Annotated in this window: 22 protein-coding genes; 9 read left to right on the top strand and 13 right to left on the bottom strand. The window is 71.8% G+C overall.

Annotation, left to right across the window (positions count from 1 at the left end; translation table 11 throughout):
- Window positions 1-21 precede the first annotated feature (21 nt).
- Genes ACFPQ9_RS32230 through ACFPQ9_RS32220 form a run of 3 tightly spaced genes read right to left on the bottom strand, consistent with a single transcriptional unit; the run spans window position 22 to window position 3,484 of the window.
- Window positions 22-375, bottom strand: a complete 354-nt coding sequence (locus ACFPQ9_RS32230) for a UBP-type zinc finger domain-containing protein (RefSeq protein WP_380861404.1) — start codon at window positions 373-375, stop codon at window positions 22-24.
- Window positions 372-1,811, bottom strand: a complete 1,440-nt coding sequence (locus ACFPQ9_RS32225) for an ATP-binding protein (protein WP_380861402.1) — start codon at window positions 1,809-1,811, stop codon at window positions 372-374. The genes ACFPQ9_RS32230 and ACFPQ9_RS32225 overlap by 4 nt, the downstream gene beginning before the upstream one ends.
- Entirely contained in the window at window positions 1,808-3,484 is a 1,677-nt protein-coding gene (locus ACFPQ9_RS32220) for an NAD(P)/FAD-dependent oxidoreductase (protein WP_380861400.1), read from the bottom strand. The genes ACFPQ9_RS32225 and ACFPQ9_RS32220 overlap by 4 nt, the downstream gene beginning before the upstream one ends.
- 192 nt (window positions 3,485-3,676) lie before the next feature.
- Between ACFPQ9_RS32220 and ACFPQ9_RS32215 the strand changes: the two genes are divergently transcribed.
- A complete protein-coding gene (locus ACFPQ9_RS32215) occupies window positions 3,677-4,549 on the top strand; it encodes a universal stress protein (protein WP_380861398.1) in 873 nt (290 codons plus the stop codon).
- A gap of 2 nt (window positions 4,550-4,551) precedes the next feature.
- On the opposite strand, the gene ACFPQ9_RS32210 is transcribed toward ACFPQ9_RS32215, so the two are convergent.
- The 4 genes from ACFPQ9_RS32210 to ACFPQ9_RS32195 form a co-directional block, all read right to left on the bottom strand.
- Window positions 4,552-5,787, bottom strand: a complete 1,236-nt coding sequence (locus ACFPQ9_RS32210; RefSeq protein WP_380861396.1) for a DUF4032 domain-containing protein — start codon at window positions 5,785-5,787, stop codon at window positions 4,552-4,554.
- 40 nt (window positions 5,788-5,827) lie between these two features.
- Window positions 5,828-6,574, bottom strand: a complete 747-nt coding sequence (locus ACFPQ9_RS32205; RefSeq protein WP_380861394.1) for an MBL fold metallo-hydrolase — start codon at window positions 6,572-6,574, stop codon at window positions 5,828-5,830.
- Window positions 6,575-6,624: 50 nt separating this feature from the next.
- Window positions 6,625-7,839 carry an acyltransferase family protein gene (locus ACFPQ9_RS32200; protein WP_380861392.1) on the bottom strand — a complete coding sequence of 405 codons (1,215 nt, stop codon included), beginning with the start codon at window positions 7,837-7,839 and terminating at the stop codon, window positions 6,625-6,627.
- Between the two features lie 108 nt (window positions 7,840-7,947).
- Window positions 7,948-8,577, bottom strand: coding sequence for an alpha-ketoglutarate-dependent dioxygenase AlkB (locus ACFPQ9_RS32195; RefSeq protein ID WP_380861390.1), 630 nt, complete (start codon window positions 8,575-8,577; stop codon window positions 7,948-7,950).
- A 132-nt stretch (window positions 8,578-8,709) separates the two neighbouring features.
- Between ACFPQ9_RS32195 and ACFPQ9_RS32190 the strand changes: the two genes are divergently transcribed.
- Window positions 8,710-9,339, top strand: coding sequence for a TetR/AcrR family transcriptional regulator (locus tag ACFPQ9_RS32190; protein WP_380861388.1), 630 nt, complete (start codon window positions 8,710-8,712; stop codon window positions 9,337-9,339).
- 94 nt (window positions 9,340-9,433) lie between these two features.
- Window positions 9,434-11,107 carry an FAD-binding dehydrogenase gene (locus ACFPQ9_RS32185; protein WP_380861386.1) on the top strand — a complete coding sequence of 558 codons (1,674 nt, stop codon included), beginning with the start codon at window positions 9,434-9,436 and terminating at the stop codon, window positions 11,105-11,107.
- Window positions 11,108-11,118: 11 nt separating this feature from the next.
- On the opposite strand, the gene ACFPQ9_RS32180 is transcribed toward ACFPQ9_RS32185, so the two are convergent.
- Complete coding sequence (locus ACFPQ9_RS32180) at window positions 11,119-11,469, bottom strand: DUF488 domain-containing protein (protein ID WP_380861384.1); 351 nt, start codon at window positions 11,467-11,469, stop codon at window positions 11,119-11,121.
- Between the two features lie 78 nt (window positions 11,470-11,547).
- Here ACFPQ9_RS32180 and ACFPQ9_RS32175 point away from each other — a divergent pair, with 78 nt between their 5' ends.
- The 3 genes from ACFPQ9_RS32175 to ACFPQ9_RS32165 are packed head-to-tail and all read left to right on the top strand — an operon-like array spanning window position 11,548 to window position 14,831.
- The gene (locus ACFPQ9_RS32175) at window positions 11,548-12,288 is read left to right on the top strand and encodes a L,D-transpeptidase family protein (protein ID WP_380861382.1); all 741 of its coding nucleotides are present in this window, start codon (window positions 11,548-11,550) and stop codon (window positions 12,286-12,288) included.
- Window positions 12,289-12,315: 27 nt separating this feature from the next.
- Window positions 12,316-13,011, top strand: a complete 696-nt coding sequence (locus ACFPQ9_RS32170; RefSeq protein ID WP_380861380.1) for a response regulator — start codon at window positions 12,316-12,318, stop codon at window positions 13,009-13,011.
- Window positions 13,008-14,831 carry a sensor histidine kinase gene (locus ACFPQ9_RS32165; RefSeq protein ID WP_380861378.1) on the top strand — a complete coding sequence of 608 codons (1,824 nt, stop codon included), beginning with the start codon at window positions 13,008-13,010 and terminating at the stop codon, window positions 14,829-14,831. The genes ACFPQ9_RS32170 and ACFPQ9_RS32165 overlap by 4 nt, the downstream gene beginning before the upstream one ends.
- 33 nt (window positions 14,832-14,864) lie before the next feature.
- Here ACFPQ9_RS32165 and ACFPQ9_RS32160 read toward each other — a convergent pair whose 3' ends face one another.
- The gene (locus tag ACFPQ9_RS32160; RefSeq protein ID WP_380861376.1) at window positions 14,865-15,098 is read right to left on the bottom strand and encodes a WhiB family transcriptional regulator; all 234 of its coding nucleotides are present in this window, start codon (window positions 15,096-15,098) and stop codon (window positions 14,865-14,867) included.
- 107 nt (window positions 15,099-15,205) lie between these two features.
- Window positions 15,206-16,423, bottom strand: coding sequence for a saccharopine dehydrogenase family protein (locus ACFPQ9_RS32155; protein ID WP_380861374.1), 1,218 nt, complete (start codon window positions 16,421-16,423; stop codon window positions 15,206-15,208).
- Between the two features lie 146 nt (window positions 16,424-16,569).
- Between ACFPQ9_RS32155 and ACFPQ9_RS32150 the strand changes: the two genes are divergently transcribed.
- Window positions 16,570-17,277 carry a TetR/AcrR family transcriptional regulator gene (locus ACFPQ9_RS32150; RefSeq protein ID WP_380861372.1) on the top strand — a complete coding sequence of 236 codons (708 nt, stop codon included), beginning with the start codon at window positions 16,570-16,572 and terminating at the stop codon, window positions 17,275-17,277.
- A 67-nt stretch (window positions 17,278-17,344) separates the two neighbouring features.
- Here ACFPQ9_RS32150 and ACFPQ9_RS32145 read toward each other — a convergent pair whose 3' ends face one another.
- A complete protein-coding gene (locus tag ACFPQ9_RS32145) occupies window positions 17,345-18,253 on the bottom strand; it encodes a LysR family transcriptional regulator ArgP (RefSeq protein ID WP_380861370.1) in 909 nt (302 codons plus the stop codon).
- A gap of 66 nt (window positions 18,254-18,319) precedes the next feature.
- Here ACFPQ9_RS32145 and ACFPQ9_RS32140 point away from each other — a divergent pair, with 66 nt between their 5' ends.
- Together ACFPQ9_RS32140 and ACFPQ9_RS32135 are read left to right on the top strand one after the other, a co-directional pair.
- Window positions 18,320-18,934 (top strand): LysE/ArgO family amino acid transporter, encoded by a 615-nt coding sequence (locus ACFPQ9_RS32140; protein ID WP_380861368.1) that lies wholly within the window; start codon window positions 18,320-18,322, stop codon window positions 18,932-18,934.
- A gap of 79 nt (window positions 18,935-19,013) precedes the next feature.
- Entirely contained in the window at window positions 19,014-20,312 is a 1,299-nt protein-coding gene (locus tag ACFPQ9_RS32135; protein WP_380861366.1) for an MFS transporter, read from the top strand.
- Window positions 20,313-20,315: 3 nt separating this feature from the next.
- Here ACFPQ9_RS32135 and ACFPQ9_RS32130 read toward each other — a convergent pair whose 3' ends face one another.
- Together ACFPQ9_RS32130 and ACFPQ9_RS32125 are read right to left on the bottom strand one after the other, a co-directional pair.
- Window positions 20,316-20,771, bottom strand: coding sequence for a cyclic nucleotide-binding domain-containing protein (locus ACFPQ9_RS32130; RefSeq protein ID WP_380861364.1), 456 nt, complete (start codon window positions 20,769-20,771; stop codon window positions 20,316-20,318).
- Between the two features lie 302 nt (window positions 20,772-21,073).
- Complete coding sequence (locus tag ACFPQ9_RS32125) at window positions 21,074-21,295, bottom strand: hypothetical protein (protein WP_380861362.1); 222 nt, start codon at window positions 21,293-21,295, stop codon at window positions 21,074-21,076.
- Between the last annotated feature and the right edge of the window lie 36 nt (window positions 21,296-21,331).

The raw sequence follows: 21,331 nt of genomic DNA, 5'->3' as shown, positions 1-21,331 counted from the left end.
CGACCTCAGCGGCGCGGGGATTCAGGCCCGCAACGTCTTCGCCCAGTCCGCCGGCACCCGCCCCTCCGGCCCCGGCGACGGCTGGTCCGCGGGATGGCTCGCCGGGGGCGCCAGCTCGGGCCCCGACTCGAACAGTTCGTTGGTCTCGTAGTTCCAGTACCAGGCCTCACCGGGCTCGAAGCTCTGCACCAACGGGTGCCCGGTGTCGCGGAAGTGCGCCGTCGCGTGCTTCGCGGGGGAGCTGTCGCAGCAGCCCACATGCCCGCACTGCGCGCACCGGCGCAGATGGAACCACCATCCGCCGGCCTCGTCGCACTCCGTACAGCCGCTGCCGCTCGGCGTGGCGCTGGGATCGATGCCGTTCGCGCTGGTCATGAAGCCTCCTCGGACGTGAACGGAAGGAGCACCTGGAATCGCGTGTCGCCCGGCTCGGACTCCACCCGGATCGTGCCGTGGTGCTTGTTGGTCACGATCCGCCACGAGATGTCGAGGCCGAGCCCTGTGCCCTCGCCCACCGGCTTGGTGGTGAAGAAGGGGTCGAAGATCCGTCCCCGGTTCTCGGCCGGGATACCGACGCCCGTGTCGCGGAACTCGACCAGCAGCCGGTCGTGGTCCGATGCCGTGCGCACCGTCAGTGTGCCTTCGCCGCCCGCGCTGTTGATCGCCGAGACCGCGTTGTCGATCAGGTTCGTCCAGACCTGGTTGAGCTCCGCCGGGTACGCCGGGACCTTCGGCAGCGTGCGGTCGTAGTCCTTGACGACGTCGATCCGCCGGCCGATCTTGCCCGACAGCATCAGCAGGGTGCTGTCGAGCAGTTCGTGGACATCGGCGTTCTGGAAGGGCGCGCGGTCGAGCTGGGAGTACTGCTTGGCGGCGTCGACGAGATGCGAGATGCGGGTGGTCGAGTCGTTGATCTCGTCCATCAACAGCTCGGTCTCGACCGTGTAGTTGAGCCATCCGATCGCGCTCGGCAGGATCTCCGCGTCCACCGCCGCCGCGACCTGGTCCAGCCAGTCCACGTCGATACCGGCCTGGACGAAGGTGGGCGCGATCCGCCAGCCCTCCTGGATGTCGTGGTCGTCGAGCCAGTCGGTGACCGTGTCCTCCCGGTCGGCGGCCTCCAGCGGACTGAGCGTGGGCGCCTTGGCGACCCGCTCGGCGGTGCGCTCCTGGAGGTCGATGAGGTTCGCCATCACCTCGGGGGAGTACGAACCCTGCGCGATGATCGCCAGCTTGTGCCGCATCTTGCCGACCCGCTCGCGCAGCGTCGCGGTCGCGCGTACGGCCGCGGCGGCGGGGTTGTTGAGCTCGTGCGTGAGCCCGGCCGACAACGAGCCGAGCGCCAGCAGCCGTTCGCGCTGCCCGATGGCCTGCTGGGTGCTCTTCGAACCGAAGAAGAGGCCCTCCAGCAGATGCACCGCCATCGGGAACCACTCCTGCATGATGTCCGCGAACGTGTCCGCGGGCAGCACGAAGAACCGCGTCGGCTCGGTCACGCGCATGGAGTTGTTGTAGACCTGCCGCACCCGGTCGCCCAGGTACGCCTGCATGGATCCGGCGTACACCCCGCGCTGGGACGTCCTGGTCACCTCCACGTCGTCCCCGCCGACCTTGCGGTACAGCACGACCGTGCCCTCGATCATCACGTAGAAGCAGGTGGCGGGGTCACCCTCGGTGTACACGGGCCCGGGCTCGAACCGCTCCACCCGCCCCTCGCTGCACAGCCGGCCGAGCTGCTCGGGGGTCAGCTTCTCGAACAGGAACAGCGAGCCGATCTCGGCGGGCTCGCACGTCATCGACTGCCCGCTCATGACTGCTCCAGATAACGGTGGACGAGCATCACGGCCATGGCTCCCTCTCCGACGGCGGACGCGACACGCTTGGCGGACTCGGAGCGTGCGTCGCCCGCCACGAACACGCCGGGGACATTGGTCTCCAGGTGGTACGGCGGCCGGTCCAGCTCCCAGCCGGCCGGCGGCCGTCCGTCGGAGGTGAGGTCGGGGCCCGCCAGGATGAACCCGCGCTCGTCCCGCAGCACCGTCGCATCCAGCCAGTCGGTCAGCGGGGCCGCGCCGATGAACACGAACATCCACTGGGCGTCGACGCTCTCGGTGCGCCCGCTGTCCATGTCGCGCAGGGTGAGCTGCTCCAGGTGGCCGGAGCCCTGCGCGGACTCGACGACCGTCCGGGGGCGCACCGAGATGTTCGGCGACTCCTCGATCTGCTGGACCAGGTAGTGCGACATGGACGCCGACAGCGACGCCCCGCGCACCAGCAGCGTCACGGACTTGGCACCCCGCGACAGATACATCGCCGCCTGTCCGGCGGAGTTGGCGCCGCCGACGATGTACACGTCCTGGCCCTGACAGGCGGGCGCCTCCGTGAGCGCCGAGCCGTAGTACAACCCGCGGCCGGTCAGGTCCGCACAGCCCGGAGCCTGCAACTGCCGGTAGGACACGCCGGTCGCCAGGATCACGCTGTGCGCGGCGACCGCGGACCCGTCCGAGAACCGTACGATCCGGGCGGCGCCGCTGACCTCCAGTCCCGTCACCTCGCGCGCGGTGAGGATCTCGGCGCCGAACCTGGCCGCCTGCCGCCGCGCCCGGTCGGTGAGCTGGGCGCCCGACACGCCGTCCGGGAAGCCGAGGTAGTTCTCGATGCGGGAGCTCTGCCCGGCCTGTCCGCCGGTCGCCGACCGCTCCACCAGCACGGTCCGCAGCCCCTCCGAGGCCCCGTAGACGGCCGCGCCGAGCCCGGCGGGTCCGCCGCCGATGACGACCAGGTCGTAGAAGTCCGCGGTCGGCGTCGTGGCCAGCCCCACCTTGGCGGCCAGCTCCGGTGCCTCCGGTGCCACCAGGGGTGTCCCGTCGGGCGTGACCACCAGCGGCAGCCGCTGTCCGTCCTGCTCGGCGGCGGCCAGCAGCCGCCGCCCCTCCGGCTCGTCGGCGGAGTACCAGCGGTAGGGCACCTGGTTGCGGGCCAGGAACTCCCGCACCTCCGAGGAACGCGCCGACCAGCGGTGACCGACCACCTTGGTGCTGGGCACCGGCCGGTAGTCGCTGCGCCGCCACGCCTCCAGGAGGTCGTCCAGGACCGGGTAGAGCTTCTCCTCCGGCGGGTCCCACGGCTTGAGGAGGTAGTGGTCGAGGTCGACGACGTTGATCGCGTCGATCGCCGCGCTCGTGTCGGCGTACGCGGTCAGCAGCACCCGCCGCGCACCCGGGTACACGTCCAGGGCCTGTTCCAGGAACTCGATGCCGTTCATCTGCGGCATGCGGTAGTCGGCGAGGATCACCGCGACGAGGTCACCGCGCAGCTTCAGCTCACGCAGCGCCTCCAGCGCGGACTCGCCGGACTCCGCGCGCACGATCCGGTGCGACTCGCCGTAGCGCCGCCGCAGATCGCGGGCGACCGCCCGGGAGACTCCCGGGTCGTCGTCCACGGTCAGGATGACGGTCCGCGCTGTTTCGGCGGCCTGTGTCATACGTCTCCCACCCCGAGGGTCCGGTGTCGGGGCACGGCGTCCCCGTCGTCACCGGCCCGGTCCTGCCCATCGTATGTTCGATCGCCCCGCCCCGCGCGGGTATGCCGGACCCTGCCGGTGTCAGCCTCGGCCAGGGGGCGTGGTGAAGACTGGGCCCCATCGATGTGACCGTGACACGAGGAGGCAGCCGGAATGACGCGCCCGATCACCGCAGGGGTGGACGGATCGGAGGAGAGCCTCGCCGGGCTGGCCTGGGCCGCCCGCGAAGCCGTCCGCCGGGAGCTCCCGCTGCGGGTGGTGCACGCCTGGCGGTTCCAGCCGCACGACGCGATCGACGTGGGGGACGCGGACACCCAGGCCCAGTGGGTGCGCGACGGGCTCGCCGAGGCGGCTCGCACCGTCACCGAGCGGCACCGGGGCCTGGACGTGACCACCGATGTGATCGAGGGCCCGCCCGCCGAGACGCTCATCGCCGCCGCGGGCGAGGCCGAGATGCTGGTGCTCGGTTCGCGCGGCCACGGCCGGGTCGTCGGCTTCCTGCTGGGTTCCGTCGGCCAGCAGGTGATCGCCGGCGCCACCCGCCCCGTCGTCCGGGTACAGGCCGGGGACGAGCCGTCCGGCGAGGCCGCCGGGCGCGAGGTCGTCGTGGGTCAGCAGGGAGACCCCGAGGACAGCGCCGCCGCGCTGCGGTTCGCCTTCGAGACGGCAGCGGCACGCGGCGCCACCGTGCGCGCGGTGCGGGCCTGGACGCTGCCGCCGCTGTTCGCCTACAGCCCGGGCTCCCTGAAGCTGCTCGACGAGGCCGGCGGACTGGAGCCGTACGAGAAGCAGGCTCTCGGTGAGGCGCTGCGGCCGTGGCGGCAGCGCTTCCCCGACGTCCCCGTCGTCGAACACGTGGAGATGGGCAGCGGCGGGCAGGTGCTGCTGTCGGTGTCGGGGCGGGCCCAGTTGATGGTCGTGGGGCGCCGTGCGCACCGTACGGCCGTGGGCGCCCGGATCGGCTCCGTGGCACACGGCATGCTGCACCTCGCGGACTGCCCGGTGGCCGTGGTCCCGCACGACTGAGTTCAGTCGGACACGGTGGGCCGCAGTGTCTCCCGGGCCGTGGGCAGGATGGTGCTGATGTAGTCCTCGACCGCCGTGTCCAGGCCGATGTCGTGCTGTGCGCGCTCGGACATGTACCAGCGGTGTTCGAGCAGCTCGTGGTAGATCTCGGCGGGGTCCATGGAGCCGCGCAGGTCGAGCGGCACGGCCCGCACGGTGGGCCGGAAGACGTCCCGCACCCAGCGGTGCGCGAGCACTTCGGGGCGGGCGCCGAGGGGGTCACCCGGGTCGTAGTCGTCCTGGGTGGCCATCCAGCTCTCCAGGTCGTTCAGCAGCCGCCGGGCCTGGTTCTCCTCGGTGTCCAGGCCCGTCAGCCGCAGCAGCTGACGCTGGTGGTGGCCGGCGTCGACGACCTTGGGCACGAAGGTGACCGTGTCGCCGTTCGTGGCGTGCTCGATCTGCATCTCCGCCACGTCGAACCCGAGGTCGTTCAGGCGGCGGATCCGGCGTTCTATGTAGTGGTACTTGCCCGCCGGATAGACGGAGGTGCGGGTCAGCTCCTGCCACAGGCCCTGGTAGCGGGCGCATATCTCGGTGCCGAACTCGATCGGGTCGACGGAGGGGTGCAGCGCCCCGGACGCCTCCAGGTCCAGCAGCTCGCCGCTGATGTTGACCCGGGCGAGGTCCAAGTCGTAGTCGCGCTGGCCCGCGCTGAGCTGCGGGTGCAGATCGCCGGTCTCGGCGTCCACGAGGTAGGCGGCGTAGGCGCCCGCGTCGCGCCGGAACAGCGTGTTGGACAGCGAGCAGTCACCCCACGCGAACCCGGCCAGGTGGAGCCGGACCAGCAGCACGGCCAGCGCGTCCATCAGCCGGTGCATGGTCGCGGGCCGCATCGTCGTCTCGAACATCGAGCGGTACGGCTGTGAGCCGCGCAGGTGCCGGGTGACCAGCACCGACTCCAGCGGGGCGCCGGCGGCGTCGGTGCGGCCGGTGACCACGGCCAGCGGGTCGACGGCCGGGATGCCGAGCCGGTCCAGATCCCGCAGCAGTTCGTACTCGCGCAGGGCCGGGCGTTCGGCGAGCTCCTTGACGGCGATCACCTCGTCGCCGGCCCGGGCGTAGCGCACGATGTGCCGGGAGATACCGCGCGGCAGCGGGACCAGGACCTCGTCCGGCCACTCCTCGAGCGGCAGCTGCCAGGGCAGCTCCAGCAGAAGGGCGGGATGCTCCGGATTCGTCGCGCTGATCTGGAGTGCCATGGGCCGTTCGTCCTCGCCTCGCGGTGATCGTCAGCTCACCCTAGAGGGCGTGCTCCCGGGCCTGAAGAGCAGCTTCCCGCACCGGGCCCCGATGCAGCGGCCCGTGCCCGGGTACCAGGACGTCGCCCTTGAGTCCCTCGAACACGGCCAGCGAGGCCACGGCGCGGGCGCGCTCGTGCTGGAACATGTCCGGCAGCAGCTGGGGCCCCTTGATCCGCGAGGTCGGGTGCCCGCTCACCAGCGCGTCGCCCGCTATCACCGCACCGGCGTCCGGGAGGTGGAAGGCGCAGTGGCCGTCGGTGTGGCCGGGCGTGTGCACCGGGACGGGGCGGCCGGGCAGGTCCAGCGGGCCGGCCGACGGGAACGGCTCGGGGGAGGTCACCGGGACGTGCGCGGTGCCGCCGGAGCGGATCGCGTGGATCGCCCAGGGCAGCACACCCGGCCGCCAGCCGTTGCGCAGGACGGTCCCGACGCTCACCTGGTGCAGGAACTCCCGGCGGGCATGCGGCACTTCGGCCTCGTGGAGGTATATCGGCGTGCCGTACGTGCCGCGCAGATACTCGGCGTTGCCGAGATGGTCGGTGTGCGCGTGGGTGATCAGTACGGCCGCGACGGCCTCCGGCGCGCTGCCGACCTCCGTGAGCGAGGCGAGCAGCTTGGCCCGGTCGCCGGGGTACCCGGTGTCGATCAGCGTGACCGCGTCCCCCTCGGTCAGGATCACCCAGTTGGTGTTGCTGCCGTGCACCAGATAGGTGCCGTCCGCGACTTGCTGCACATCTGCCCGCATGATCGCCCCGCGTGGTGAGGTCCGTGGCCCGACGGACCCAGCAAAGCAGATCAACGCGCCGGTGTGACCGGGGGGTCCGGACGGTGGACGGGCGGCGAGGCGGCCGGTGCCTTACGCATCCCGAACAGGAGCCGCGTCAGCCGCGTCCTGCGCACCACACCCTCGTACAGCGCGAGGATCACCACCAGTGAACCGGTCACGATCACGGCGTACTCGACCACGATCGGCACTGACCAGCCCACCACGCCGTACGCCAGCGCCACGACGACCGGCTGGTGCAGGACGTACACGGGCAGGGCGGCGATCCCGAGGTACACCATGGCGCGCGACGGCGGCCGGGGCTCGCGCCGCCGGTCCAGCAGCCCCAGGATCGCCACCACCCAGCACCAGCCCGCCGCTCCGAACAGCGCCCGGGTCACCAGGGCGAAGGGGCTCCACGCGGTGAACGGTTCGTCCAGGGACATGAATCCGGGTGCCGTCCCCGCGAACAGGGCGAGCCCCGCCACTCCCGCCGGCACGGCGAGCCGGCGCAGGGCGGCACGGACACGGTCGTCGTCGGCGAGGGCGTACCCGAACAGGAAGAACACCAGGTAGGCCCAGCGGTTCCAGCCGGCGAAGCCCTCCTCCATGCCGAGGAACGCGTTGATCGCGGCGAGCGGCATGGTGGGCAGGAGCAGCAGCGTCGGACGACGTTCGACGGCCCGTCCGATCCGCTGCGCCGAGTCGGCCAGCGGCGCCGCGACCGGGGCGAGCAGCAGGCTGAAGGTCAACAGGAGTACGACGAACCACAGATGGCCCGTCTCGAAGTGCTCGCCGTCGATGACGAACGGGAGGTCGGCCGCGTCCGGACGGACGGTGAGGAAACGGGGCCAGAAACGCCAGTACGACTCGTCGTAGCCGGGGTCGGCGGCCCGCAGCCGCAGCCACTGGGGGAGCGGGCACAGCAGCAGCGTCGCGAGGACCAGCGGAACGCCCAGGCGCAGCAGGCGTTCCCGGGCGAACCGCCCCGCTCCGCGCCGACGGATGGAGTACCGGGAGCCGAGCCCGGCCACGAGGAACAGCATGGGCATCGCCCACACCACCCCGAGCCCTACGAACACGGTGACGGCCTCGGTCGTCTGCGCGTTCTTCACGTAGAAGTCGTCGTCCGGCGAGAAGACCAGGGCCGAGTGGAAGAAGACCAGGCCGAGGACGACGAACACGCGCAGCGCGTCGAGTTCGGTGCGCCGGGGAGCGGCGGCCGGGAGCTGCGTCTGCGTGCTCATCCGGACAGTGTGGGGGCGCGGCGGGGCCGCGCCCAGAGGAAGGGCTGCCTCCGGCACCGTCCGCCGGAGGCAGCCCCCGCGTGCACCGGAAGCGGCCGCCTCTCCGCCTCAGTGCACGCCGTGCGGGCGGAACTGCACGCTGATGCGTGGTCCCGTGGCGCGGGTGGTCTTCGGTATCGAGTGCTCCCAGGTCCGCTGGCAGGAGCCGCCCATCACGATGAGATCGCCGTGCCCCAGCGGACGCCGTACCGTGTCGCCGCCGCCGCGTATCGGGCGCAGCAGCAGATCCCGGGGCGCGCCCACCGACAGGATCGCGACCATGGTGTCCTCGCGCGCGCCCCGCCCGATGCGGTCCCCGTGCCAGGCCACGCTGTCCCGGCCGTCGCGGTAGTAGCACAGCCCCGCCGTGGTGAACGGCTCGCGCAGCTCCTCGGCGTAGTGCGCGGACAGTGCGTCCCGGGCCTCGGCGAGGACGGGGTGCGGCAGGGCGTCGTCGGCTCCGTAGAAGGCGAGCAGCCGCGGTACGTCGACCACGTGGTCGTACATCGTGCGCCGCTCGGCGCGCCACGGCACCTCTGAGGCCAGCTGATCGAACAGCTCGTCCGCCCCGCTGAGCCAGCCCGGCAGGACGTCGATCCAGGCGCCGTGGGAGAGCCGCGTACGGCGGATCCCGGCGAGGGAGCCGAGCCGCAGCTCGTCGGTCTGGTCGAACAGGGAGCCCTGGAGGTGCGTGGCCATGCGTCCAGCGTACCCCGAAATCGAAAATCTGTTCCCTTCGGGTGGGTGCCTCGTGTCGAGCCGAGTTTCCGACAGACCCTTTGGATACACGGGTGTATCGGATACATTCCCGTATCGAATGGAGGTCCGGCCATGGTGGTGGAGGAAACGACCCGACGCGTCACCAAGCGCCGCGTCCGCACACGGGCCAATCTGCTCGACGCCGCCTTCGCCGTGTTCGCCGCCAAGGGGTTCGGGCGGGTCTCGATCGAGGAGGTCTGCGAGGCCGCCGGCTACAGCAGGGGCGCGTTCTACTCCAACTTCGACAGCCTGGACGAGCTGTTCTTCGCCCTCTACCAGGAGCGCGCGGACCTGATCGCCGACCAGGTGGCCGGGGCCCTCGCCCTCGACGGACCCGGCCTGGACGTGCCCGCCGCCGTGGACCGGGTGACCGAGGTGCTGCTGCTGGACCGCGACTGGCTGCTGGTGAAGACCGACTTCCTGGTGCACGCCGCACGTGACCCGGCCGTCGCGCGGACCCTGCTGGAACACCGTGCCCGGCTGCGCGGCGCGATCGCCGAGCGGCTCGCCCGCGCGGGCGGCGACACCGCACTGCCCGCCGTGCTCGGCGACATCGACGGCGCCGCCCACGCGGTGGTCGCCGCGTACGACGGCGTCACCACCCAGCTGCTGCTGGACCGGGACGTCGAGCACGCCCGCGTCTGGCTGGGCCAGCTCCTCACCGCACTGCTCACCGACGGCAGCGGCGACACGACGGCCTAGCGGCAGCCGCAACATCCGCCCACCGGACCAGCGAACAGCGCCACCACCGTGTACCGAACAGCGCCACCACCAAGTTGAGGAAGGGACGGTCGCCATGGATGCCGACGTCATCGTCGTCGGAGCGGGACTCGCGGGCCTGGTCGCCGCGAGCGAACTGACCAGCCGGGGCCGCAGGGTCGCGCTGGTCGACCAGGAGAACGCCGCCAACCTCGGCGGGCAGGCCTTCTGGTCCTTCGGCGGACTGTTCCTCGTGGACTCCCCCGAGCAGCGGCGACTCGGCATCAAGGACTCCCTCGACCTGGCCTGGAACGACTGGCAGGGCAGCGCCGGGTTCGACCGGGTCGACGACGAGGACTCCTGGGCGGTGCGCTGGGCGCGCGCCTACGTCGAGTTCGCGGCCGGTGAGAAGCGCGCCTGGCTGGAGACGCACGGCATCAAGTTCCTGCCCACGGTCGGCTGGGCCGAGCGCGGCGACCTGCGCGCCGACGGCCACGGCAACTCCGTGCCCCGGTTCCACATCGCCTGGGGCACCGGCACGGGCGTCGTGGAGCCCTTCGTGCGGTACGCCAAGCAGGCCGCACGCGACGGACTGCTCACCTTCTACCACCGTCACCAGGTCGACGAGCTGGTCATCGAGGACGGCACGGCGCGCGGCGTGCGCGGAACGGTGCTCGCCGAGGACCACTCGCCCCGCGGTGTCTCCTCCAACCGCGACCACATCGGCGAGTTCGAGCTCACCGCCCGGGCCGTCGTCGTCACCACCGGCGGCATCGGCGCCAACCACGACATAGTCCGCCGCTACTGGCCCGAGCGGCTCGGCACCCCGCCCACCGAGATGGTCACCGGCGTCCCCGCCTACGTCGACGGGCGCATGCTCGACATCAGCGCGCAGGCGGGCGTACGACTGGTCAACCGCGACCGCATGTGGCACTACACCGAGGGCCTGCAGAACTGGGACCCGATCTGGCCCGGCCACGGCATCCGCATCCTGCCCGGCCCGTCGTCCATGTGGTTCGACGCCCTCGGCCGCAGGCTGCCCGACCCGTGCCTGCCGGGCTACGACACCCTCGGCACCCTCAAGCACCTGCGCACCGACCCCGACATCGCCGGCCACGACCACTCCTGGTTCATCCTCTCCCAGAAGATCATCGAGAAGGAGTTCGCGCTGTCGGGCTCCGAGCAGAACCCCGACATCACCGCCAAGGACCGCGCCGGGTTCCTGAGGGAGCGCGTGCTCGGCAAGGGTGCCCCGGGCCCGGTGGCCGCGTTCCTGCGCAACGGCGCCGACTTCGTGACCGCCCCGAACCTGGAGCAACTGGTCGAGAGGATGAACCAGCTGACGGACAAGGCGCTCCTCGACGCGGAGACCGTCCGGCGCCAGATCGAGGCCCGCGACCTCCAGATCGCCAACCCGTACAGCAAGGACTCCCAGGTGCAGGGCATCCGCAACGCCCGCCGCTACATCGGCGACCGCCTCGGCCGGGTCGCCACCCCGCACCGCATCCTCGACCCGGAGGCCGGCCCCCTCATCGGCGTCAAGCTGCACATCCTGACCCGCAAGACCCTCGGCGGCATCCAGACCGACCTCGACTCGCGCGCGCTCGGCGCCGACGGGACCCCGATCGACGGCCTGTACGCGGCCGGCGAGGTAGCCGGGTTCGGCGGCGGCGGTGTCCACGGCTACAACGCCCTGGAGGGCACCTTCCTCGGCGGCTGCCTCTTCTCGGGCCGGGCGGCGGGCCGGGCGGCGGCGCGGCAGACGGCCTGAGGCGACTCGCCCTACGCCTGGAGGAGGCGGGCCAGCACCGCAGCGTGACTCTCCGCGGGAGTCTTCGACGCGGTGAGCAGGGTCACCTCGCCCTGGCCCGCCAACTCCCGCACATGATCGAGGAGTTCGGCCGCCTCGGGGGCGGCCAGCTCCGCCTGGTAGCGCTCCGCGAACTCCTCGTACGACCCCTCGCCCGCGTGGTACCAGCGCCGCAGCTCGGTGGACGGGGTGAGCCCCTTGGGCCACTCGTCCACGCGGGCCGCGTCCTTGGACAGACCGCGCGGCCAGAGCCGGTCGACCAGGACGCGCACGCCGTCCTCCGGCTCGGGGGCTTCGTGGACGCGACGGATGCGGACGCTCATGGGCGGGCCTTTCCGGGCGGAACAAGGGCACTCGTGGAACCTGACGAGTTCCTCACAAGTGTGGGTCATGGTCGACGCATGATCACGTACAAGTCCCGTGTCGCCCTGCTCGGCGCCGCCCTGCTGCTGACCGGCTGCGGCGGCGGTGCCGCGGCGGCGCCGGACCACAAGCCGGCCGCCACCCGGCCCCCGGCCGGCACGCCGCTGCCCGACGTCGCCCTCGAAGTGGCCCCGCAGCAACTGCCCGGACTCGGCCCCGAGACCTGGGCGAAGGTGCCCGACGAGGCCCGGCAGGCCGTCGTCGTCACCGGAAGCGGCAGGAACTCCTCGCAGTCGACGGTCGTCCTGTACGAGCGGAGCGACATCGGCTGGGAGGCGGGCGCCGAGTGGCCCGCGCACAACGCCCTGCGCGGCTGGACCGGGAACCACCGCGCCGGCGACCTGCGTTCACCCATCGGCGTCTTCACGCTCACGGACGCCGGGGGCCTGCTGCGCGACCCCGGGGCCAGGCTGCCCTACGACCACGGCCCCGGATTCACCATCAACGGCACCGGCTTCGAGGGCGAGCCCCTCGCGGGCTCCTTCGACTACGTCATCGCCATCAACTACAACCGTGAGCCGGGCACCACACCCCTGGACTGGACCCGCCCGCTCGGCGCCGGACGCGGCGGCGGCATATGGCTGCACGTCGACCACGGCGGGCCCACACAGGGCTGCGTCAGCATCGCACGCGAGCACATGAGGGAACTGCTGCGCGCCCTCGACCCCGATCTGCGTCCCGTCGTCGTCATGGGCGACGCCAAGTCCCTCGCCCGCTGACCTCCCCGACCGCTTAGGATCCGCCGCGTGTGCGCACATGTGCTGGTCGCCGAGGACGACGAGATGCAGGCCGAACTCATACGGCGCTCCCTGCTGTCGGAGGGCCACACCGCGACCGTGGTCCACGACGGGTCGGCCGCCCTGGACGCCGCCCGGCGGCTCAGGCCGGACCTCGTCGTGCTGGACCTGATGCTGCCGGTCATCGACGGCTTCGGGGTGTGCCGGGTGCTGCGCCGGGACGACGACATTCCGGTGCTGATGCTGACCGCCCGCTCGGCCGAGGACGACGTCCTGCTCGGCCTCGAACTCGGCGCCGACGACTACATGACCAAGCCGTACAGCCCGCGGGAGCTGATGGCCCGCATCCGCACGGTGCTGCGCCGCAGCGGGCACGCCGCCGGCCGGCGGGAGGACCCCGTCGTACGGGCCGCCGGGATCGCCGTCGATCCCGAGCGGCACGAGGTGCGGTGCGACGGGGCGGCGGTGGACTGCACGCCGGCCGAGTTCGAGATCCTGCTGGCCCTGGTGGCCGAACCCGAACGCGTCTTCTCCCGGCGGCAGCTGCTGGAGTGCACCCGGGGCACCGACCGGGCATCCACCGAGCGGGCCGTCGACGTCCACATCATGAACCTGCGCAAGAAGATCGAGGCCGACCCGCGCAGCCCCGTACGGCTGCTGACCGTGTTCGGCGTCGGCTACAAGCTCAGCGGCGGCCGCGGATGACCCGGACCGTACCGCTGCGCAAGCGGCTTCTGGTCCGGCTGCTGATCGCCTCCGTGCTGATCGCCGTGTGCTCGGTCGCGGCGACGGCCTGGCTGGCGGTGGAGACCACCACCCGGGCGCTGCGCGAGGAACAGGGCCAGGTCCTCGCCGAGGACATGGACGTCCTCGCCCGGCTCAGCGGGTACGCCGCGACCCACCCGGACTGGAAGGGCGTCGGGGACACGGTCCGTGAGCTGTCCGCGCGCACCGGCCGCCGTATCGCCCTCACCACCACCGACCGCAGGACGATCGCCGACTCGGCCCCGGCCGGCACTTCGCTGCCGCCGCGCGCCGCCGCCACCGTCGACCCCCTGCACATCGACACCTACACGGAGCGCGGAGCGCAGCGCGGCGGCGTCGACCCCCGGGTCGTGGGACCGTACCGGGTGACCGACGAGGAACGGGCCAAGCTGCAGAAGCTCGCCTCGACGCGGCAGCGGTGCTTCGCCCGCAACGGCTACGACGCCGTCGTCGTGCAGACGCCGAGCGGCCGGCCGGTCGTCACCGACCACGACGGGCCCGTCGCGGGCGGCGTCGTGCCCGACGAGTGCGCCGACGGGCTGCTCAACACCACGACCCCGACCGAGAACAAGGCCCTGTCCGACCTGTCCGAGCGTGCTCGGAAGTGCCTCGACCGGCGTGGACTGAACGCCGGGACGCCGCCGTTCGTCACGGTCGACGTGACCGAGCAGCGGCTCGGCACCCGCTACCTCCTGGGAAAGACCAAGGGGACCGACGACCGTACGGCCGTGCGGGAGGCGGACCGCTGCGTCGACGAGGCACGCCACGCCCAACTCGACCCGTACGTCGCCCCCGTGGCCGAGCTGTTCCTGGGCGGCGGGGACACGACCGCCGTCCGCTTCGACATGTCGTCGGCGAACAAGGCCAAGGTCGTCGGCGCCGCCGGACTCGTCCTGGCGGTCACCGTGGCCGTCACCGCCGTCGTCGCCACCCGGCTCGTCCGGCCGCTGCGGGCGCTGACCGAGGCCGCCCAGCAGCCGCCCGAACTGCATGCGCGGGTGCCCGTCACCACCCGCGACGAGACGGGCATCCTCGCCGCGGCCTTCAACGAACTCGCCGAGCGCCGGGAGCGGCTGGAGGCGCAGCGCAAGGCGATGGTCAGCGATGTCGCCCATGAGCTGCGCACCCCGCTCACCAACATCCGCGGCTGGCTGGAGGTCACCCGCGACGGAGTCGTCGACCCGGATCACGCCCTGCTCGCCTCCCTGCACGAAGAGGCCCTCGTCCTCCAGCGCGTCATCGACGACCTCCAGGACCTGGCCGCCGCCGACGCCGGCACACTGCGTCTGCACCGCGAACGCGTCCGCGCCGACGAACTCCTCGACCAGGTCGCCGCCGCCCACCGCGTCGCCGCGGACACGGCCGGCGTCGCCCTGCGCACCGAGGCGGACAGTACTTCCTGGCTGGACGCCGACCCCGTCCGTATGCGCCAGGCCCTCGGCAACCTCGTCTCCAACGCCCTGCGCCACACACCGGCCGACGGCACCGTCACACTCACCGCCCGCCGCGACGGAGACGACGTCGTCCTCGACGTCACCGACACGGGGACCGGCATCGCCCCCGAGGACCTGCCGTACGTCTTCGACCGGTTCTGGCGGGCCGAGAAGTCCCGCAGCCGGCGTACCGGAGGCAGCGGGCTCGGACTGCCGATCGTCCGGCATCTGGTCGCCGCGCACGGGGGTACGGCCGAGGCGGCGAGCGAACCCGGCGCCGGATCCGTGTTCAGCCTGCGGCTGCCGGGAGCGGCCCCGCCCGCGTGAGGGCGGTGGCCGCCACCGGTCCCGACGGTCCAGTCATCCGGCCCGTTGCCGCAGCGCCCGTCGTTCCGCCTCGCTCGTGCCGCCCCATATCCCGGTGAACTGGTCCATGTCGAGTGCCCAGCGCAGACACTGGTCCCGGACCGAGCAGCGCCGGCAGACGGCCTTCGCCTGCTCGGTCTGCAACACGGTCGGACCGGACGTGCCGATCGGGTAGAAGAGGTCGGGGTCCTCATGGCGGCAGGCGGCGTGGTCTCGCCAGTCGTCCATCAAAGTCACCTGCGATCGTCGAACGTGCCCTCGGTGGATGCATTTACTCGTTTTCGAGTCGCCTGTCGATGCGCAAGTGAAACCCGGTCGGACACCGGCGAATCCGGTCACTGTTCCCGCATGCCCCACGGGGAGCCGTACTCGGTCAGCAGATCGAGGAAGGGACGCGCCGGGAAGGCCTCCGGGCCGAGCACGCCGGCGCCCGACCAGGCGCCGCCGGCGAGGAGTTCGAGGGCGACGACGGGGTTGACGGCCGTCTGCCACACCACGGCCTGGGAGCCGTACTCCTTCATGGACCACTGGTTGTCGACCACGTGGTACAGGTACACCTCGCGCGCCTCGCCGTCCTTGACGCCCCGCACCCAGGTGCCCGCGCAGGTCTTGCCGTGCATCCGCTCGCCCAGCGTCGCCGGATCCGGCAGACACGCGGCCACGACGTCCCGGGGCGAGACCCGCACCGGCCCGTCGGCGCTCGGCACGGTCACCGGCTCGGTGCGGTCGAGGCCCAGCAGGTGCAGCGTCTTCAGGGTGTTGATGAACTCCTCGCCCAGGCCGTACTTGAACGTCACCCGGTTCGCGTCGACCCAGCGCGGGACCAGGAGCACCTCCTCGTGCTCCACGTTCACGCACTCGACCGGGCCGATGCCCTCGGGGAAGTCGAACACCTCGGGCTCGCTGAACGGCTCGGTGGTGAACCAGCCGCGGCCGTCCTCGTAGACGACAGGCGGGTTGAGGCACTCCTCGATGGTCGTCCAGATGCTGAAGGACGGCGCGAAGTCGTAGCCGTCGACGGTGAGGTTCGCGCCGTCGCGGACCCCGATCTCCTCGATCTCGTCGAAGAGCTCGTCGGCGGCGTGCCGGGCGAACACGTCCGACAGGCCGGGCTCCACGCCCATGCCTACCAGCGCCAGCATCCCCGCCTTCTCCCAGTCGGCGGCCTGCTCGAACTGGGCGTCACCCAGCTTGATCCCGCACTCCTCGTACGGCCGCTCCGGATGGGGGTGCGACAGCGACATCGCCATGTCGACATACGTGGCCCCGGCCGAGCGCGCGGCCTGGAACAGGGGCATCACGAAACGCGGGTCGGTGGCGTTGAGCAGCACGTCGCACGCGTGCCGCTCCAGCAGCGCGGTGACCGCCGGCTCGTCGCTCGCGTCCACGCGCTCGGCCCGGAAACGGGCGTCGCCCCTGAGCGCCGCCACGGCCGCCTCGGCACGCGCGAGGTCGTAGTCGGCGACCACCATCGCCTCGAAGAACGGACGGCGGGCCGCGATCCGGGTGATGGCGGTACCCACCCCGCCGGCACCCACGAGCAGTACACGCATGACAAGACTCCCTCGGCTGAAGGTCTGGGAAAGGTCTACGACGTGGTGGGGCCCCGCCCAGATAGAACGCCTGCCGCTCACGTAAGGTCAATGGCGTTGGCATAAGGCGGGGTGTTCGGCGGAGCGGCACCAGGACGGAGAGCATCGTGCCCAAAGCGGTCGTCCCGGAGGAGAAGCGGCGCCGCAGGCGTCCCACGAAGAGCGGCACCGTGCTGTCCGAGCGGCTGATCGTCGAGACGGCGCTGCGGATGCTGCGCGAGCACGGCAGCGCCGGTCTCACCGCCCGCCGCCTCGGCCTGGCCCTCGACGCCGACCCGAGCACGCTGTACCGCTACTTCCGCGGCATGGACGACCTGACCCTGGCCATCGGCGACGCGCTGATCGGGCAGGCGCTTCAGGGCTGGGAGCCGACGGGGGAGTGGCGCGAGGACCTGCGCTCCGTCGGACTGCGCATCCACGCCGCGTACGTCGCCCATCCGCAGGCCGCGGTGCTGACGACCAGCCGGGTCACCGGGCGGGCGAACGAACTCGCCGCCGACGAGACGGTGCTGGACGTGTTGCGCACGGCGGGGTTCTCGCTGGCGGACACCGTGCGGATCTATCACGCGTTCATCGACCAGACCCTGGCCTTCGCGGCGTTGGACGCGGCATCGCTGGCGCTGCCCCGTGAGTCACTGCGCGCAGACGAGGAGAAGTGGCGTTCGACGTACGCCCGCCTGCCGCGCGCCACGCATCCCCGGATCGCGGAGGCGGCGCCGTTGCTGGCCAATCGCATGGTGACCAGCGCGTATCCGACGGCGCTGGAGATGCTGCTGGACAGTGCCGCAGCCCAATGGGAGGCACGGCACGGCTGACTCCCTCAAGGGGCGCGGGGAACTGCGCGACCGGCCCCGACGGCGCCGCAGCCGAACAACGACCCACTCAACCGCGCAGTTCCTCCGCTGCCGCTGCCGTAACCGCCTCCGTCACCGCCGCCAACGCCGGAGAGTCCAGCTTCCACTGCTGCCAGTACAACGGCACGTCGACCGGACGGTCCGGCGCCAGCTGCACCAGGCGCCCGTCCGCCAGGGGCGCGTGCGCCTGCGCCTCGGGGATGAGGCCCCAGCCCAGTCCGGCCACGACGGACGCGAGGAAACCCTCCGAGGTCGGCACGTGATGCCGTACCGCACTCGCGCCGGTGCGGGAGTGCAGCAGTCGCCGGACGAACGCGTCCTGCAGATCGTCGCTACGGTCGAACGCCATCACCGGCGCCCGCGCGAGCGCCTCCCGCAGGGAACCGCCGAGATGCCGCTCGGCGAACTCCGGGCTCGCCGCCGCCAGATACCGCATCCGCCCCAGCGATCGCACGGAGCAGCCCGCCACCGGGTCCGGCGAGGACGTCACCGCGGCCATCACCAGCCCCTCCCGCAACAGCGTCGCCGTCCGGCTCTCGTCCTCCCGCCGCAGCTCGAAGCAGAGCCGAGGCTCCTGCGGCACGCGCGTGAGCACGCCCAGGAACCAGGTCGCCAGTGAGTCGGCGTTGACCGCGACCGACACCCGCGTCGCCTCCCCGGCGCCGCTCAGCCCCAGCTCGGCCCGGGCGTCGCGCTCCAGCCGGGCCAGCTGACGGGCGAAGCGGACCACGACCTCGCCCGACTCGGTCGGCCGCACCGGCTTGGTGCGCACCAGCAGCACCCGCCCCGTGCGCTGCTCCAGCGCCTTCACGCGCTGGCTCACCGCCGACGGCGTCACATGCAGCGCCGCGGCGGCCGCGTCGAAGGTGCCCTCGTCCACCACCGCCAGCAGCGTCCGCACCTGGTCCAGGGGAAGCTCGGTCAGCTCGGTCTTCACGACAGCTAAGGATACGTAAGAATCTTTAGCTGTACGTCAAGAGATCGTCTCCCTAGCGTGAAGGGCATGACAAACGCCTTGACCACCGCGGCCGCCGGATTCGGCACCGGCCTCTCCCTGATCGTCGCCATAGGCGCCCAGAACGCCTTCGTCCTGCGCCAGGGAATCCGCCGGGACGCCGTCCTCGCCGTCGTCGGCATCTGCGCCCTGTCCGACGCGCTCCTGATCACCCTGGGCGTGGCCGGCGTCGGCGCGGTGGTCGTGGCCTGGCCGGGGGTGCTCACGGCGGTCGCCTGGGTCGGCGGGGTGTTCCTGCTCGGCTACGGCGTGCTCGCCGCCCGCCGGGTCTTCAAGCCCGGCGGTGCCCTGGTGACCGAGGGCGACGTGGCGGGGTCACGGCGGCGGGCGGTGCTGACCTGCCTCGCCATGACCTGGCTCAACCCGCACGTCTACCTCGACACCGTCTTCCTGCTCGGCACGGTCGCCGCCGACCGCGGCCCGCTGCGCTGGACCTTCGGCCTCGGCGCCGCGCTCGCCAGTCTGGTCTGGTTCGCCGCGCTCGGCTTCGGCGCGCGACTGCTGAGCCGCCACCTCGCCAAGCCGGCCGCCTGGCGGGTCCTTGACGGGGTGATCGCCGCGACGATGATCGCCCTCGGCGCCTCCCTCATAGCCGGAACCTGAGACGCCGATCCGAACACCTGGCCGGTGCTGCCATAGTGATCTCCGGACGAGAAAGATGTAACGAGCATCCAGGGATCGCGTGGACACCAGCGAGAGCAGTACCGAACCCCAGAAGAAGGATCCTTCCCCGAAGCCGCCCGCCCGGCGCGGCCGGCGCCGCTGGGCGATGGACACCCGCCCGCTGCGCCGCCCCGCCTTCCGCCGGCTGTGGTCCTCGACCATCGTCACGGCCGTCGGCAGCCAGCTCACCGCGGTCGCCGTGCCCAAGCAGATCTACGACATCACCGGCTCCTCGGCCTGGGTCGGCGCCGCGAGCCTCGCCGGACTGCTGCCGCTGGTGGTGTTCGCCCTGTGGGGCGGCGCCATCGCCGACAGCATGGACCGCCGCAAACTGCTCCTCGTCACCAACGCCGGCATAGCCGTCACCTCGCTGCTGTTCTGGCTCCAGGCCGTCACCGGCATGGAGTCGGTGGCGGCGCTGATGGTGCTGCTCGCCGTGCAGCAGGCGTTCTGGGGGATCAACTCCCCGGCCCGCAACGCCTCCATCGCCCGCCTGGTGCCCGCCGACGAACTGCCCGCCGCCAACGCCCTCGGCTCGACCGTCATGCAGACCGGCCAGGTCATGGGACCGCTACTGGCCGGCGTGCTCATCCCCGTGATCGGCCTGGCGGAGCTGTATCTCATCGACGCGCTCGCCCTGTGCGTGACCGTCTGGGCGGTCGTCAAGCTGCCCGCGCTGCCGCCCCTGAAGGCCGCCGCCGAACGCCGCGCGGGCATACGGGAGATCGTGGCCGGCTTCCGCTACATCGCCCTGCACAAGGTGCTGTTGCTGTCCTTCCTGGCCGACATCATCGCGATGGTCTTCGGCATGCCCCGCGCCCTGTTCCCCCAACTCGCGGGCCAGACCTACGGGTCGTACGGCGAAGGGCTCGCCCTCGGTCTGCTGTTCGCGGCGATCCCGATCGGCGCGGTGGCCGGCGGCCTGTTCTCCGGCACCTTCTCCCGGGCCCGTCGGCACGGCTGGATGGTGATCGGCGCGGTTGTCGCCTGGGGCGCGGCCATCACCGCGTTCGGGCTCAGCGACAGTCTGTGGCTCGCGGTGGTGTTCCTGGCCCTCGCCGGGGTCGCCGACATGGTCTCGATGGTCTTCCGCGGGGCGATCCTGCTGTCCGCCGCCAGCGACGAGATGCGCGGCCGGATGCAGGGGGTGTTCACGGTCGTCGTCGCGGGCGGCCCGCGTCTCGCCGACGTCCTGCACGGCACGGCGGGCTCGTCCTTCAGTCCCCGAACGGCCACAGCGGGCGGCGGCCTGCTGGTCATCGTCCTCATGCTGGGCCTGACCGCCGCACTGCCCGCCCTGCGGCGCTACCGCGTCTGACGCTCACAGCACGCTGCGCCGGTGCTGCCCGTATTGCTCCATCAGCTTGCCGCGGGTCATCTCCAGCCGGTGCGCGAGGATTTCGGCGACGTACCGCACCAGCAGCATCCCGAGCTGTGTGTCCTCCTCGCACAGGCGCAGCACCGCCTCCGCCTCGAACTCGTAGGCGCGCACGGGGCTGAAGGCCTCCGCGCCGAAGTCCCACTGGTACGGCGGGAACAGCCAGGACCAGCCCAGCAGATCACCGGCCCCGAGGCTCGCGACGGTGACCCGCTGGAGGGACGTCACGCGCTGGTCGAGGGAGACGGCGCCCGAGCGGATGACCCAGAAGCGGTCGGCCGTGCCGCCCGCCTCGAAGATCCGGGCGTCCTCCGGGAAGGAGACCTCCCGGGAGAGCGACATCAGGCGCTGGCGCTGCGGCGGCGGAAGGGCGGTGAGCAGTTTGATCGCTTTGGTCATGACACGGGGCTCCTCGCCGAGGACTGAGGTTCCGGTGCGTTCCCTGCGTCCATTTCAGCCCGTGCGGCCGCGCTGAGCACCTCGGCGGAGAGCGGTTTCGGCCGGGAATCCCGGGACGGGCCGCCGAGGGCATGAAAAAGCCCTGGCTGGACGGGGGAAGCCAGCCAGGGCCGTATGCGGTGGTGCACGGGGGACTTGTTCGATCCACCCCGTGACCACGTATGTATGAACCGTAAACCATCTTGCCGGATTCCGCGTAACCGAGACCCGGGCACGTGACCGGTTTCACTCGGATCCGGGTTTCATCCCTGGTCGGAGTGCTTGCCAGGGGTCAGGATCTCGTCCAGCACCGTGATCACGCTCTCGTACGCCAGAGTCCGTACGGCGGCATCGCGAGCCGCCTCGGGGTCGGTCGACCTCAGCTGCTCGCTCCGTTTCCGCCAGGAACGCTCCTCCTGCCGGGCACTGGCCCGGGCTCGTTGCATCCGTCGCAGCAGTTCGTCTGAGTCCACGACATCGGTCATGACAACCGCGTACCCGCGAATCGCCCCGATGTGCGT

The organism is Streptomyces coerulescens (assembly GCF_042657965.1).
Taxonomy (GTDB): Bacteria; Actinomycetota; Actinomycetes; order Streptomycetales; family Streptomycetaceae; genus Streptomyces; species Streptomyces coerulescens.
This window is presented reverse-complemented; position numbering and strand designations above follow the sequence as displayed.